General features: G+C 38.4%; 14 protein-coding genes. 9 read left to right on the forward strand and 5 right to left on the reverse strand.

Going from position 1 to position 14,131, the window contains the following annotated elements:
• The 5 genes from tssL to ACHB7C_RS00365 form a co-directional block, all read right to left on the reverse strand.
• Positions 1-660, reverse strand: coding sequence for a type VI secretion system protein TssL, short form (gene tssL / locus ACHB7C_RS00345; protein WP_048606636.1), 660 nt, complete (start codon positions 658-660; stop codon positions 1-3).
• The gene (gene tssK, locus ACHB7C_RS00350; RefSeq protein WP_048606638.1) at positions 657-1,994 is read right to left on the reverse strand and encodes a type VI secretion system baseplate subunit TssK; all 1,338 of its coding nucleotides are present in this window, start codon (positions 1,992-1,994) and stop codon (positions 657-659) included. The genes tssL and tssK overlap by 4 nt, the downstream gene beginning before the upstream one ends.
• Before the next feature lie 22 nt (positions 1,995-2,016).
• Positions 2,017-3,561, reverse strand: a complete 1,545-nt coding sequence (gene tssC / locus ACHB7C_RS00355; RefSeq protein ID WP_198861264.1) for a type VI secretion system contractile sheath large subunit — start codon at positions 3,559-3,561, stop codon at positions 2,017-2,019.
• Positions 3,562-3,580: 19 nt separating this feature from the next.
• Positions 3,581-4,078, reverse strand: coding sequence for a type VI secretion system contractile sheath small subunit (tssB, locus tag ACHB7C_RS00360; RefSeq protein ID WP_042848028.1), 498 nt, complete (start codon positions 4,076-4,078; stop codon positions 3,581-3,583).
• Positions 4,079-5,012: 934 nt separating this feature from the next.
• On the reverse strand, positions 5,013-5,906 hold the full coding sequence (locus tag ACHB7C_RS00365; protein ID WP_166685827.1) for a hypothetical protein: 894 nt from the start codon (positions 5,904-5,906) through the stop codon (positions 5,013-5,015).
• 673 nt (positions 5,907-6,579) lie between these two features.
• Between ACHB7C_RS00365 and ACHB7C_RS00370 the strand changes: the two genes are divergently transcribed.
• The 9 genes from ACHB7C_RS00370 to ACHB7C_RS00410 all read left to right on the forward strand — a co-directional run bounded on the left by ACHB7C_RS00370 (position 6,580) and on the right by ACHB7C_RS00410 (position 14,128).
• Positions 6,580-6,855 carry a GNAT family N-acetyltransferase gene (locus ACHB7C_RS00370; protein ID WP_042848080.1) on the forward strand — a complete coding sequence of 92 codons (276 nt, stop codon included), beginning with the start codon at positions 6,580-6,582 and terminating at the stop codon, positions 6,853-6,855.
• A 27-nt stretch (positions 6,856-6,882) separates the two neighbouring features.
• Positions 6,883-7,776: a pirin family protein gene (locus ACHB7C_RS00375; protein ID WP_210831985.1), complete on the forward strand. Its 894-nt coding sequence runs from the start codon at positions 6,883-6,885 to the stop codon at positions 7,774-7,776.
• Positions 7,777-9,391: 1,615 nt separating this feature from the next.
• Positions 9,392-9,745: a helix-turn-helix domain-containing protein gene (locus tag ACHB7C_RS00380; protein WP_198861266.1), complete on the forward strand. Its 354-nt coding sequence runs from the start codon at positions 9,392-9,394 to the stop codon at positions 9,743-9,745.
• A gap of 290 nt (positions 9,746-10,035) precedes the next feature.
• A complete protein-coding gene (locus ACHB7C_RS00385; RefSeq protein ID WP_349483612.1) occupies positions 10,036-10,587 on the forward strand; it encodes a hypothetical protein in 552 nt (183 codons plus the stop codon).
• Positions 10,588-10,653: 66 nt separating this feature from the next.
• Positions 10,654-11,376, forward strand: coding sequence for a molecular chaperone (locus tag ACHB7C_RS00390; RefSeq protein ID WP_198861268.1), 723 nt, complete (start codon positions 10,654-10,656; stop codon positions 11,374-11,376).
• A 107-nt stretch (positions 11,377-11,483) separates the two neighbouring features.
• On the forward strand, positions 11,484-12,047 hold the full coding sequence (locus tag ACHB7C_RS00395; RefSeq protein ID WP_349483611.1) for a hypothetical protein: 564 nt from the start codon (positions 11,484-11,486) through the stop codon (positions 12,045-12,047).
• Positions 12,048-12,124: 77 nt separating this feature from the next.
• Positions 12,125-12,688, forward strand: coding sequence for a fimbrial protein (locus tag ACHB7C_RS00400; RefSeq protein ID WP_349483610.1), 564 nt, complete (start codon positions 12,125-12,127; stop codon positions 12,686-12,688).
• 223 nt (positions 12,689-12,911) lie between these two features.
• On the forward strand, positions 12,912-13,466 hold the full coding sequence (locus tag ACHB7C_RS00405; RefSeq protein WP_395346111.1) for a fimbrial protein: 555 nt from the start codon (positions 12,912-12,914) through the stop codon (positions 13,464-13,466).
• 107 nt (positions 13,467-13,573) lie between these two features.
• Positions 13,574-14,128 (forward strand): fimbrial protein, encoded by a 555-nt coding sequence (locus ACHB7C_RS00410; protein WP_198861272.1) that lies wholly within the window; start codon positions 13,574-13,576, stop codon positions 14,126-14,128.
• Positions 14,129-14,131: the final 3 nt, after the last annotated feature.

The following is a 14,131-nucleotide window of genomic DNA, read 5'->3' on the forward strand; positions in this document are numbered from 1 at the left end:
CTATCCTTGTGTCATCCATTGTTGTAGTAAGTGTTCTAACGATGCACTGAAGCCCCACCACATTGCAGCGAGCACAAGAGCTCCACCAATCCAACCAAACCAGTAGAGTCGGCGGCGGCTAAAACGTAATTTAGGTTTTACGACAAGAGGTAAGTCTGATGAAATCAGATAATCAGGAAGTTGAACATTGAGTTGAGCAACGATACGCTCGCGTTCTGGCGCATTTTGCTGGCGAAATTTTCCAACAAACCCGAGGGTGAGCACGCGATGAAAACAGAGCAAAACATCTGGGTTAGGTGCCGTTTCATTTAAAATACTGCGTAGGCGATCCCACAGTTTATCTCCCGCTTCCAATGTATTGAAGTAACGGGCTTGCAACGGTGATTGTATCCAAGTGTTGTATCCATCATCTTGTTGATGCTGGCGATTCATCACGCTTTCATCAATTAATGCGCATTGGGCATATTGCATATGTTCAATGGCAGTTTCTGGATAACCATGTTCAAGTAATTTTTGACGCGTTTCATCAATCAGCTGACAAACTCGGTGGTAAAAATTATCACCCTGAGAGATGGCAGTGCCCTGATGAAGTTGACAAACCATTAACCAAGTTTGAGCAAAAATCATGTCAATAGTGTGGTGTGACATTGTATTTTTCATGAGCGAAGTACCGCAAACAGCTCTAATTGAATATCACCTAATGTACTCGGGACGTAAAAGGCACATTGCCCTGAAGAAAGCATGGCTTGACCCGCAGGTGTTTCAATATCTAGCGCAAAGTATTGATTTTCTAAACGAAGTGGAACCGCGGTTGGCACATGGCTGAGCGGTTTTAATGGGATACCATTGAGTGCCACATTGACCACATCAGCAACATCATCCCGACTACCTGCTTTACACAGCAAAGGAAATTGAGCAATGAGTAGGTGAGCGGGTAAAGATGAGCGTACGGATAAATAGAAATCCGCCTCTTCACGTAAGCGGCCATCATGAAGCTGCCCTGTCCAGAAAGGACCTTCTTTTACTAATTCAATACTGATAACACGTGAAGGTAAGCTGGCTTCAAGCAGGGTGTTTAATAGCGTAAAAAGAGGAGGGAAAACCTGCTCCGGTTGCTCATGTTTGTATTGCGGAATATCTTCCAATTTACTTTCTAAAGAGAAAGTTAATAAGCTCCCTGCTAAACGGGCGAGTTCTCGATAGAGTAATTCAGGATGACGATGTAATGCCGTGCTAAGTTCATTGAGTACAGGTTCGGCGCTGTTCAGTGAATTTAATAGCCAAAATAATGAGACATCAGCAACCACGAAGTCTGCCATTTTCTCATTGCTTTCGCGGCGCAGAGCCATCAGTCGACGGCGTTTAGCGACTAAGCGGTGCATAAATTCAGAGAGTAACGTGCGTAGTTCAAGACTTCCCTGACAAGCGAGCAAGGGGGGAATAAAACGCTTATCAAATTCCCATGCCCCTTGTGCATTGCGGATCAGCCGTGCAACTGGGCAAGTCATATAGGCTTCATTCTCATCATGGGCAAAACGTAGCGTTGCCACATGACGTAATACTGCAATATCCGTTTGCTCATGCCCGAGTAGGTCTTGAACTTTAACCCATTCTTGGCTAAACCGACGAGGGCGATCTGTACCCGTTTCAGGGGCCAAGTTGCCGCCATTTGCTAGCATTAAAGGTAACGCTAGCACGATGTCTAATGACTGACGATCTGCGTAGTCATTAAGGGATAATACCGGAGGAAGAGCATCAGACAGAGTCGTGTCAATAAGTGTGCCATCGTGAAAACGCACAATCATCTTTTGTGCGCTAACTCGAGATAGGGTTAAAGCACTGTCATCAAATTCAGTACTAATCACACCCCACGTTGAGGCAATACCCATTTGAGCAACGACTTCAGCGACATGGCTGTCCCAACGAGCTTGTTGTTGAAATTGTTGAGGGGCCAAAAAGGCCCCGTCTGTCCATAAGGGACGGTAGATTTTCATCCTGAATGACCTTTACTAATCGTTAGGCTTTGGCTTTAGGCATCTGCGAAACCAACGATAAATCCACATCCATGCCTTCGACTTGGAAGTGTGGGACGGCATACAGTTTCACGCGGAAGAAGCCTGGGTTATCTTCAATGTCTTCAACAACCACTTTTGCATCGCGAAGTGGATGAGAAGCTTGTAAATCATCACCCGGGTCGGTCATTTCAGTGACTAAACCACGAACCCAGTTGTTGAGTTCAAGTTCAAGGAGGCGTCTATCTTTGGTGGTACCAATGTTTTCACGTTGGATCAGTTTCAGGTAATGGGCAATGCGAGAGAGTAGGAAAATATAGGGTAAACGCGCGTTGATTCGGCTGTTTGCTGTCGCATCGGCAGTGTCATACAGCGCGGGCTTTTGGGTGGAATTAGCCGAGAAAAAGCACGAATAATCGCGGTTTTTGTAGTACGACAGTGGGATAAAGCCAAGATTAGCGAATTCAAATTCGCGCGTTTCAGGGATCATCACTTCTGATGGGATTTTCACCTGACTACCTGTACCTAAATCAAATAAATGAATAGGTAAATCTTTAACTGCTCCACCTGCTTGCGGACCACGAATTTGCACACACCAACCGTTGTTGATAAAGCTTTTAACCATGTTGGCAGCGAAAGCAAATGTGGCATTAGTCCACAAATATTTCTCATGATCTGGCCCTTTGACTTCTTCAACGTAATTGAAGCTGCGAACAGGTACAGTATCAGGGCCATAAGGTAAACGGCCTAATACACGAGGCATGGTTAAACCAATATAGCGGGCATCATCCGAATCACGGAAAGCTTTCCATTTAATGTATTCAGCACGGTCAAAGTAGTTACCAATATCTTTGATAGCAGCCACTTCTTCCATGGTCTCTTTGCCAAAGAATTTTGGTCCAACAGACCCAATAAATGGCATATGGGCAGACGCGGAGACTTTAGAGATGCTGCGTAATAAGGCGATATCTTGCGCGCTACGGTCAAACTCATAGTTAGAGATTATCGCTGCAATAGGCTCACCACCTGGGGTGTCATATTCTGCAATATAGGTATGGTGGTAAAGACCACTTTGGATAATTTCCGGGCTATCTTCGAAATCTTGGCGCAAGTCATCCTTGGCAATATCCAGTAGCTCAATTTTTACGTTTTGACGAAAATCAGTGCGATCAACAAGGAATTTTAAACCACGCCAAGTAGATTCAACTTTTTGGAAGTCTTGATGGTGCATCACTTCATCTAATTGCTGGCTGATTTGCTTATCGAGTTCAGCAATATGATGGTCAAGCAGGTTGCGGTCTAAACGCTCCACTTTTTGACCAGAAGATTTTAAACGGTCTAAAAATACTTGAACGGCAACCGTGACTCGTTCATCCGCAGTTGCATCAGCTAGCGCAGTATTATCTTGGAATGCGTTAATATCACTGATTGTAGCAACAGGGGTTAAATTGATTTTTTCAAATAAAGAAGCATAAACGCCTTGATTCGAGGTTTCATCAAGTACAGTCATTGCACCTTGGGTTGATTCATTTTTTACAGACATCAGCATAATCCTTTAATAATCCAAATTAATCTTTCTTCGGTGCAAGTTGTGCTAGCTCTTCACGTAGTTCATCACTGAGTGCTGGGTCCTTAAGGATATTTTCCAATTCACGGCGGAACGTAGCGTTATCGAGGAGGTTAGATTTCAGGTCGCGTAGCAGATTACGCATGGCTAACATGGCTCGAAGTTGGGGGATTTGACGAGCCACTTGCTCAGGTTCGAAGTCTTTCATATTTTTGAAAGAGAGGTTTACGCTTTCGTCACTTCCATCACCAGCAAGGGTATTTTTTACCGTTAAGTTAACTGTTGGTGTAAATTCACTAAGGACGCTATCAAAGTTATTTTTATTGATATTTACTTTTTCACGCTCAGACAACGCGCGGTTATCTTGTCCGTTACTGTAATCACCCATCGCTAATAACTTAAGTGGCAATTCCACTTTCTTCTGAGCGCCGCCCGTGTGCAGTTCTAATTTAATATTGACCCGTGCTTTGGGGACTTCATTTTGAAAGCTATCTGACATGAGTGAAATTTCCTTCAGTTTTAGTGAATATATTGAATTGTGTATTGTTAAATGGTTGCAATTGAATTCCATTCATTTAACTTATGTAATTATTTTCTTTATATCTTCACTGATTCAATAAATCAACTTTTCTTATCAATAAATGTGACGGGAAATCTACGTTTTTTTGGGGTTATCTTGGTTGTAAATTTAAAAGTCAATAATATCAACATCTAACGTGTGTTGTTTTTATGCTTATAATTAAAAAGTGTCATTTAAATCTTTTTGTAATATTTTTTTTCAAAGTATTACAAAGTGATTCATAAGAATATTTACTCGTTTAGTGTGTGACTATCCTCTTTTTGATTAGAAATTATTTTATGAAAAGAAATAGATGAGTACTCAATAAAAATGACTGCTCTTTTTGGACCTTGAGGAAGTACGCTCTATAGAACAGCATTACAGTCATAGCAAAACATGGAGTATTAAAAACTAGGGTGAATAGCCACTGCTATTTGGTTACAAGTGCAAAACTGGGTTGTAATCTAAAAGGTCGTGTTGGAGTGAGGGTGAGGAGGAACAAGTTTTTACTTTATATAGTTAAAGGGTAAGCTTCACTTTTACTCTAGTTGGTGTTTTATTATCTGCGTTAAAATTAATAATAAATGCATATTTATGCGGTCTAAGCATCTCATTGAACCAAGAAAAAACAGGCATCAAAAATAGCCTAGTCATGTTCTTGGTTATATAGAAATTCGAATAGAATGAAAGTTAGGTTATTAAATGATCATTTAATAACAATATAATGAGTGCTATATATAGTGCTCTCCTTGCATAATTACATGGTTCCAACGTTTGCTATCGCCTATTGGAAAACGGTTGATAAATTAACGTTATGGTCAATAATGCCAAAACCTAACGTTTATCGATTTAAATCATCGTATTGAAATAACGCCTACCTTATTCCCAAGGTTAAGGCTATACCATGTGCGTTATCGCTTGATAGGTAGCCTATCCCAGCTTTTACTTTTACTTGGTTATCATAGATATTAATGGGGGTTTCTAATGCGACAGAGGTATTATTTATAAAACCAAATGACAATTCTCTATAGTCCTTTCCATAGAACCCGCCGATATCATTGGATAAGATTAGATTGAAGTTAATGTCATTTATACTGATGAGTTCCGTCATAACATATTCACCACCAATCGACCATGTTCCGGTACTGCTATTGACGTTTAGGCCTTTTGTCTTTCCAAAACCATTAGTAAACATATAGGATATATGGCCATATAGATTCAATTCATCATTATTGTCTAGGATATTTGTGTTTCTCAGGCCAAGTTTAGGTGTTATATGAAATGAATTTACGTTCCAATCTAATAACCCTTCATCGCGCAATACGTCTTTCATTTGTTGACTACCATGAAAGGTGGAATTATTGCTCATATTTGCATAACCTAATTCTAGCTCATTTTCTAGGCTGAACTTTTCGTTTATTTGGTAGGAAACTTTTGGTGATGCAGATAGACTAAAAATATCCCAACGGGCGCGTAGATTGCCTAAAGAGTCAATATTAACTAGTGACGATTTAACTTTAAGGTAATTACCTTTCAATTGCATAGAAAAAGAGTAATCATCTATTAGATAAAGGTCTTTGAATTCATATGGTAAAGAATATTTTTCGTAGTTAAACCCCTCAGCATGAAGTGTTGAAGCGCTAATGTCATCTGTCAATGAAAGTGCAAGTAGCTTAGCGTAACCAGCATTCAAATTTTCATCGCTATAAGAACTACATATATAAATTGTTGAAAGTGATAATAATATTTTTAAGCATGGTACTTTCATTACATATTCCTGTCAGTGAGTAGTCAAGTAGTACAATTAATAAGATAGATATTGTTATATTTCTCTGTTCTATATGTTTGTATTAGTTTAATTGATATATTGAAAAGTTAAAATACTAGCGGATAAATTAAACGGATAACGGGTAATTTACTCGAAGCTGTTATGATAGAAAGCACTTATGTACAGGGGGATTCAGTCAATAGACGTAATGATAGACTTATCATTGATTAGCGTTGATGAATAGTAATGGTAAGTAAAAATAACTATTTAATAACCACTGAATTTTCGCCGTTATGTACTGAGTTTGTTGATGTAGCGAAAAATAATACGGTAGTTACCATCGGCTAAAATAAGAATATTATCCATTAAAAAACATCTACAGCTACAGGTTGCATACTATCCTTAATTTATATACATAATAATACGAGTGGGCTTCCATTAGAATTTAGTCGTTAAACACAAAAATACCCTGTCATCCCTTACACATTAAATTATGGAGTCATAAAATATTCAGACAGTCATAGCCGACATCAGTTTTGCTATTGGTCATGTATTTTTTGACTCTGTTCACTTCAAAATATTTGGATCATATCAACAAAGGTGGGCAGTTGTCTTTTCAGGTTATGTCGCTTACTCTGGATTAACGTTAGGTTTTTAAGAAGAGCTATTTATGATGAATATCCAATCTGACCACAACAGCTTTTTTATTTTATCTGATGATAAGCAAACTCGTCTCGCAGAGATAACCTTTGTATATACAGGAGACGAATTAGCGATTATTGATCACACATTGGTTGATGAAAGCTTAAAAGGACAGGGGATCGCAAAATTGCTTGTTGCTAAAGTCGTAGAGCGTATGAGAAAAGAAAGGCGCAAAGTTATCCCGCTGTGCCCGTTTGCGAAAGCGATATTTGATAGAACTCCTGAATATAATGATATTCGACAATAATATTCTTTAATGACCGATGAGGTAGTCATGACTATTGAATCCAATGATAAGAAAACAGAATTGCAGTTGATTACAGCGCGTTCCAAAGATGTTGGGGGCATCCCTGTCGCTCGGGTTTTACCTACAAGAGAACGTAGGTTAATTGGCGCATGGTGTTTTCTTGATCATGCAGGTCCTACTGTTTTTAAAGGGAATTCCGAAGGAATGAAGGTGGCTCCTCATCCTCATACTGGCTTACAAACTTTCACTTGGATGATAGAAGGGGAAGTATTACACCGCGATAGCTTAGGTTATGAGCAAGTTATTCGGCCGCGGCAAGTTAATTTAATGACAGCAGGATATGGGATCAGCCATTCAGAAGACACTTATGGAGCAAACCATAAACTCCATGCAGTGCAGTTATGGATAGCATTGCCGGAAGCCGTTAAAGATACAATACCTCGTTTTGATCATTATCCTATTTTACCGAATTGGCTTGAAGGGCAAACCCAATTCCACTTGTTAGTGGGTGAATACGGGGCTTATAAAGCGCCGACGTTGAGCTTTTCTCCTTTAGTTGGAGTCGATATTATTGCTCAAAAAAGTGTTGAACATAGCTTAACGTTACAGTCTGAATTTGAATACGGTATTTTTGTTATTGAAGGAGCTGTGATTGTTGATGGGCAACACGTAGGTACGAATCAATTAGTGTATTTAGGCAAAAACAATTCTGAAGTTGTTGTGCGGTTTGCTTCAAATAGCCACATCTTATTACTTGGGGGCGAACCTTTAAATGAAACTATATTAATGTGGTGGAATTTTATTGGGCGTACTAAAGCTGAAATTATCGAGGCTGTTGAGGCGTGGAACCAAGGTCATCCTCGTTTTGGCCAAGTATTTAATGATGGTCGCAGCCCAACACCGTCCCCATTAATGCCTTGAACGGTATTTATTTCGGTATATAAAGTTGTATAGGCGATTACACTACTGTTCCAGCTTTTTTAAGTCCCCTATAATTACCAACAAAATCAATTTTTAATAAGATATTAATGCCTTCTTTTAATAAGGTGTGATACACCCCCTCTGCGTATAGACTTCTCTTTTAACAAATCATTGCAATACTTTTTTGGGGAAGGGGGGATACGAAGTCTTTTCACGACAGAAGGTATCTGAGATGGGATAAGGGGCATGAGTAAGAACTGTTCCCCTACCATTTTATGTATGCTTTATACTACAGTCTTTCTAAGAAACGCTGGTTACCGAGTAGTGATAAGGGCGCATATAGAATAGACAATTTAATATTTTTACTCGGGGATGAGCGGGTTAAGTCAATCAGGCCTATAGAAAAAGACCTTTACTCCTCTACTATCAATCATCGATTCAATGTGAAAGTGAGGGGTTCCGACAGGTATCTGCCCTATTTTTGAGCACACTCTGTTATTCATATTGGTGACGGGGTGAATACAGCACCGACTTGAAAGCCAATACCTGTCCTTATAAAACTTCTTCCTAAGAGTGTTCACTCCTCATTAGTGAATATGATTTTTGATAACCTAGATCTCGCGATAAACAGAAAAACACCAAGAAGCAACGCTCTCTACACTAATTACCTTTAAAATAGGTAATAAACGATAGGTAATTAGAAATAATGTAAATATAAGCTGTAGTTTTCGTAGGTTTTAACTAATTTCTTCTCAGTTATAGGGCGGATGTTAATTTTAGTTTTATTGTAATAATTATGTAATATTCGCCAATAATTTACCCACTGTATTATTTTTGATCATTAAATGAACAGGAAATATTACGATATGTTTCATTTTTTTTACTCCACATAGAATACAGCCAATTTAAATTAGTAAATATACTTACCTGCAAGGTAGGTTTAGTGAAATATTCTTTAAGATCTGGATTTTTATGTTTTTATCTATTTAATTAAGAATAATCTTAGATGGGATAATATGTGACTGTACACTCAGATACTTAATGAAATATACAATTTGTAATATATTTTTATTTTTAATAATAAAAATATATTTAATTAAAAATGCTTTTAATTCAATTGGTTATATTTTATTTTTTTGTTTTGACATCATGCCTATTATTAATGAATTAGTTAAAAAGGATAAAAATTAGAGTTTTAAAAATAAACTTATAATATATATTAAACTTTGAGCTATGAATACATATTGCCTTTAGATATACTCCTTTTATGGGTTTTTGGGTTCGTTTATCTTATTCCTATTGTATTACTCTATAAATCCTCTTTTATTTTCAACATTATAACTTATTGTTATTTAATATATTATTAAAATGTTTAACATATCGTGCCTTTATTGATTGTATATAACGATCGGTTATCTTCATTTGATAGTTGCTAGCTATCAAATGGCAAGAACTAAATGATTTAAACAATTATCCCTGAATCAAATTAAACATTAATATTGTTTCATCGAAAGGAAGTACTACCTAATGAGTAAAAACTAAACTCAATCTAAATTAGATGAACGTGTGAAGGGAATATAATAAATTAATCCGCGTTACTAAAAAGGTACTATATATGATAATCACCTCTAATAAAATAAATGTAGCAGCTTCAGGAAATGATATTGTAGCCAAATTTATTCGAAAAATAAGATTAGAACACTCGATGACGGGAAGCGAATTAGCCAAGCTACTGAAGATTAGTCAACAGCAAATATCACGTTATGAACGTGGTATAAATAAAATGTCCCTTGGGCAGGTGTTGGAATTGCTCATTGTACTAGATATCCCGTTAGGTAAATTTTATAAGTATTTAAATGCGGAATTACATCAGCGTTATCCTGACTCGGAGCTGATTAGTTTCGATAGTGACCTCGGTATTCACCATGCTCATCCTTCAGATGGCCATAGCTATGGGAAGGTCTGGTAACGTTAGGTAAAATATTTTTACTGTATTTAAAATATATTTTAAAAAATAGGCTCATTTTTCCAAATGAGTTTAAGAGACTCTGTGTCTATCGAAAAATAGAGTAATAAAAATTACGGTTTTATTATTTAAAAGTAAAATTGTAATAAAAAAGAATAACACTATTGGCCAACTAGTAAGGTATGCCCAAAACAACCCTTGTTATTGGTCGCTAGTGATATACCCAATCCGTTTCTATAAATAGACGGGTTTTTAATGGAAGTTTTATACAATTCAATAAATGAGAGATTAATATGAAATCTAAATTTTTAGCTACTGCTTTACTTGCTGCTATCGCTGGTGTTTCTATGGGTGCACAAGCTGCTAATAACGCTGATGTTACTTTACTGGCAACTATTTCTGACTCTACTTGTAATATCGAAGTGAATAATAACAATGCGACTTTGGACGTTGGTACTTATTCTGTTGCTGATGTAAAAGCTGTTCCAGTTATGACTCCAGTACCAAATGGTGCGATTTTACCAGTTAAAGTTGATTGTGCAGGTTCAGCAGCTGATCAAACAGGTTCTTTAGTGATCACTGGCCAAACTTCAACACACGATGCAAACCAAACGTTATTCGTTGGCAGGGATGCTAATGCCTATACTGGTTTCTTAATTAAAGAAAAAACAGGCTTTACTGCACCAGCTATCGTTAAGAATGCTGCGCTTTCTTCACAAACATTCACTATCCCAGCAGCAACGCCATTATCAGTAGATTATGACGTTAACGTTGCAACTGCAGATTTAACTAAAGTTAAAGCTGAAGGTCTGTCAAGCCCAATCAAAGTTGCATTTGTTCAGTAAGTTTTATTGACCGTAATGGGATAGGGGTAACCTTATCCCATTTAATAATGTTTAAAGGGTGAGATGATGAGAAATAAATATATAGCCTATTTTTTGGCGCTATTGGTTTGCAGTTTTACTTCGGTGGCGAATGCCAGTATCTATTTAGAGAGAAACCGAATTATATTTTCAGCTGAAAATAAAAAAGCCAATATAGTGGTGGTCAATAAAGAAAATGCCTCATCACCTTATTTAGTTCAAGCTGTTGTCGAACCCGAAGTATTAAAAGAAGGCGGTAAAACCCCATTTGTGGTGACACCATCCTTATTTAGAATTGAAAAAAACAATAAACAGTCAATTGCTATTTTAGCCAATAACCCTAATTTACCGCAAGATAGGGAGTCGGTTTTCTATTTCAAAGCCACCTCAATTCCGGCAGGGAAAAAAGGTGAAGGTCTGAGTGATGAAGTGGTTGTTGAGGGACAAGTAAAAGTTGCCTCAGTTTTAATTATTAAATTATTTTATCGTCCAGCTAAACTCAATGTCTTACCACAAGTTGCGAAAGAGAATTTAGTTATTAAAAGTCAACCTAAGGGAATAAAAGTAATTAATAATAGCCCTTATTATATGTCTCTCTCAAAATTAAAAGTAAATAACACAGCTATTACGCTTGACCAAGCGAAACCCGAAAGTTTAATTCCCCCCTTTGGCGAGAGAGCTTATCCGTCAGTTCCTAACCATGGGGAAGCCGAGTTAGAGATATACAATGACTTAGGCGGCCGAGATAACTATAAGTTAACCATAAAATAGCCGAAATAAGTTATCAATTTAATTGTATTGATTATAACGATTAAGGCAGGGTGGTTTATTAAGAGCCCATAAATAAAAACTTTAAAACAAAACAATAGAGGTGTTGTATGAGTAAACATAATTTAATAAAGCCAGTTCTGGCTGCGGTTATTTGTATATTAGGAGCCACGGGGTCTGCATCAGCAGCCAGTGATGCAACGGCACAATTTAAAAGCTCTATCACGGTTGGTACCTGTGATATTTCATTTAAAGAAACTATGCCGATGTCTTTTTCATCTAAGTCTATTGATGCAACAGCTGAGGGAAAGGCGACTGAAATTAAACCGTTAACCACCGTGGTTAAATGTGCCACTGCAAATAAACCTGAAATTAAACTCTCAGGAACTGTGCTACCGACAAAAGGAATGATTTTCTTTGATGCTAAAGCCAATTCTGCCCAGGGATTTGGTTTTATGGTTAGGGAAGATAAAACTGGCCTAACAGCAGCGAATTTTTACAGTGAAACGGATGCGGTAAGCCCAGCGAGTACCACTGATTATGGTACTGTCGGTGCCGGTACAGAAACTGAGAAAAAATGGATGATAGGCCTGGTAAGAGCAGATGGTACGGCAGCATCCGCTAAAGCGGGTGATGTTGAGGCATCAGTTAAATTCTCCGTGGCATTTAAGTAATACATCCATGCAATGTTCAGGGTTTTAAATACACTGCAAGAAAGCATTTTAAAAGAATATAAAATTAGAGGGATAGAATGAATAAATTCAATATGGCATTAATCGGTGCCACGTGTGCATTAATCAGTAGTCAGGCTGCTTGGGGGGCTACTAGCCAAATCGTTAAATTTAACGGGGAAGTTACAGCGGGGACCTGCGATATTTCTATTGTACAAGGGGCGACTTTTACATTTGCTAAAGTTTCTGTTGATAGCCTTGCGGCAGGCAAAGCATCCGAAATTAAAGATCTAACATCAAAAATTAATTGTGCGACAACGAATACGCCTGATCTGAGAATTTATGGGACTGTCCTTAGTACTCCTTCTGCAAAGACGATGATATTTAGAGATGCGTCGTCAGAGTCAAAAGATTATGGCTTTATGATCAGGCCAAAGACTACTGGGGTAACCGCTGCGACTTTTTATGATGAAAACACCGCTATTAAAAACAATGCTATTACGTCTCATGGTTTAACAACGGGGGGGGCAGTGGCAGGCTCTACCAAGGAGTGGACTGTAGGGATGGTTAGGGCAGCAGGATCAACTGCTCCAAGCATAGGCTCAGTTCAAGCTTCAGTGACATTTCTTGCCTTATTTAAGTAATTATTACGGGGCACAGCGAAATTCGTTTTTTGCCCCGCTTTAGTCGTTTTATTGTTCGAGATGGATAAGTCATAAGATGCTGTTATTGGGCTAATAAGGGGTGATACATGTTCATGCAAACACATGTAAAACAAACATTATTCGCTGTGGCTTGTATTGCTATCGGGCCATCGTTTGTTTATGCCGCTTATGATGGGAAACAAGAGAGAAGTAGAGGGATAGAATGAATAAATTGAATATGGCATTAATCGGTGCCACGTGTGCATTAATCAGTAGTCAGGCTGCTTGGGGGGCTGCTAGCCAAATTGTTAATTTTGGAGGGGAAGTCACAGCGGGGACCTGCGATATTTCTATTCCGCAAGGGGCGAGTTTTACATTTGCAAAAGTCTCTATTGATAACCTTGCGGCAGGTAAAGCATCCGAAATTCAAGATCTAACAACCAAAATTACCTGTGCGACAACGAATACGCCTGTCGTGAGAATATCAGGTGCCTTCCTTACTGGTAAAAATATGATTTTTAGGACTACGTCGTCAACATCAAATCAATATGGTTTTATGATCAGGCCAAAGGTAGCAGGTGTAACCGCAGCGACTTTTTATGATGAAGACTCTGCGGTTTTAAACTATAGCAGTGTGTCTCATGGTTTGACAACAGGAGGGGCAGCGGCGGGGTCTACCAAAGAATGGACTGTTGGGATGGTTAGGGCAAGTGGGAATCTCACCCCAAGAATAGGTACAGTTGAGGCTTTAGTTACATTTTCTGCTGAATTTAAGTAATTATTCAGGGGCACACCGTAATTCGCTTTTTGCCCCGCTTTAATCGTTTTATTGTTCGAGATGGATAAGTCATAAGATGCAGTCATTGGGCTAATAAGAGGTGATAAATGGCCATACAAACATACATAAAACAAGCATTATTCGCCGTGGCTTGTATTGCTATCGGGTCGTCGTCTGTTTATGCCGTTGATAATATAAATCAAGAGTTTTCTGGGCTCATATTGCCCCCAAGTTGTGATTTTTCTATTGTTGAAGGGAATAATTTTACGTTTAAATCGGTCAGTATTGATAGCGTCAAACCTGGGTCAACCGCAGACTTAGTGAAATTTACCATTAAATCTGATTGTGAATCATCCTCAGTGAGCGGTGTCAGAATGAGACTATCAGCGACCCCAATAGCATCGGGGGAGAATAAAATATTTTCAGATACCGAAGCTAGCGCTACGGGTGCCAAAAATTTTGGTGTGATGCTCCGGCGAACTCATAGTTATAACCTAGACAATTTCTTTAATATAGCGGGTGCGTACCAGCCTAATGCGACTTATAACATAATGAAAGGAACAGACTTATATACCGCGGGTTTAGTTAGGTCAACCGCCTCTTCTGGTGCCTCTATGGGGAAAGTGAGTGCCACCATCGTTTTTCAATTTTCCACTAACTAGCAG

Origin of the sequence: Providencia sp. 2024EL-00732, from assembly GCF_044006275.1 — a bacterium.
Classification (GTDB): Bacteria; Pseudomonadota; Gammaproteobacteria; order Enterobacterales; family Enterobacteriaceae; genus Providencia; species Providencia huashanensis.

Coding starts and splice junctions, on each gene's coding strand:
- ACHB7C_RS00365 (WP_166685827.1), bottom strand. CDS start 5,906: ATGAAAGTACCATGCTTAAAAATATTATTATCACTTTCAACAATTTAT.
- ACHB7C_RS00400 (WP_349483610.1), top strand. CDS start 12,125: ATGAATAAATTCAATATGGCATTAATCGGTGCCACGTGTGCATTAATC.
- ACHB7C_RS00395 (WP_349483611.1), top strand. CDS start 11,484: ATGAGTAAACATAATTTAATAAAGCCAGTTCTGGCTGCGGTTATTTGT.
- ACHB7C_RS00390 (WP_198861268.1), top strand. CDS start 10,654: ATGAGAAATAAATATATAGCCTATTTTTTGGCGCTATTGGTTTGCAGT.
- ACHB7C_RS00405 (WP_395346111.1), top strand. CDS start 12,912: ATGAATAAATTGAATATGGCATTAATCGGTGCCACGTGTGCATTAATC.
- tssL (WP_048606636.1), bottom strand. CDS start 660: ATGAAAAATACAATGTCACACCACACTATTGACATGATTTTTGCTCAA.
- ACHB7C_RS00385 (WP_349483612.1), top strand. CDS start 10,036: ATGAAATCTAAATTTTTAGCTACTGCTTTACTTGCTGCTATCGCTGGT.
- tssC (WP_198861264.1), bottom strand. CDS start 3,561: ATGCTGATGTCTGTAAAAAATGAATCAACCCAAGGTGCAATGACTGTA.
- ACHB7C_RS00375 (WP_210831985.1), top strand. CDS start 6,883: ATGACTATTGAATCCAATGATAAGAAAACAGAATTGCAGTTGATTACA.
- ACHB7C_RS00370 (WP_042848080.1), top strand. CDS start 6,580: ATGAATATCCAATCTGACCACAACAGCTTTTTTATTTTATCTGATGAT.
- ACHB7C_RS00380 (WP_198861266.1), top strand. CDS start 9,392: ATGATAATCACCTCTAATAAAATAAATGTAGCAGCTTCAGGAAATGAT.
- tssB (WP_042848028.1), bottom strand. CDS start 4,078: ATGTCAGATAGCTTTCAAAATGAAGTCCCCAAAGCACGGGTCAATATT.
- ACHB7C_RS00410 (WP_198861272.1), top strand. CDS start 13,574: ATGGCCATACAAACATACATAAAACAAGCATTATTCGCCGTGGCTTGT.
- tssK (WP_048606638.1), bottom strand. CDS start 1,994: ATGAAAATCTACCGTCCCTTATGGACAGACGGGGCCTTTTTGGCCCCT.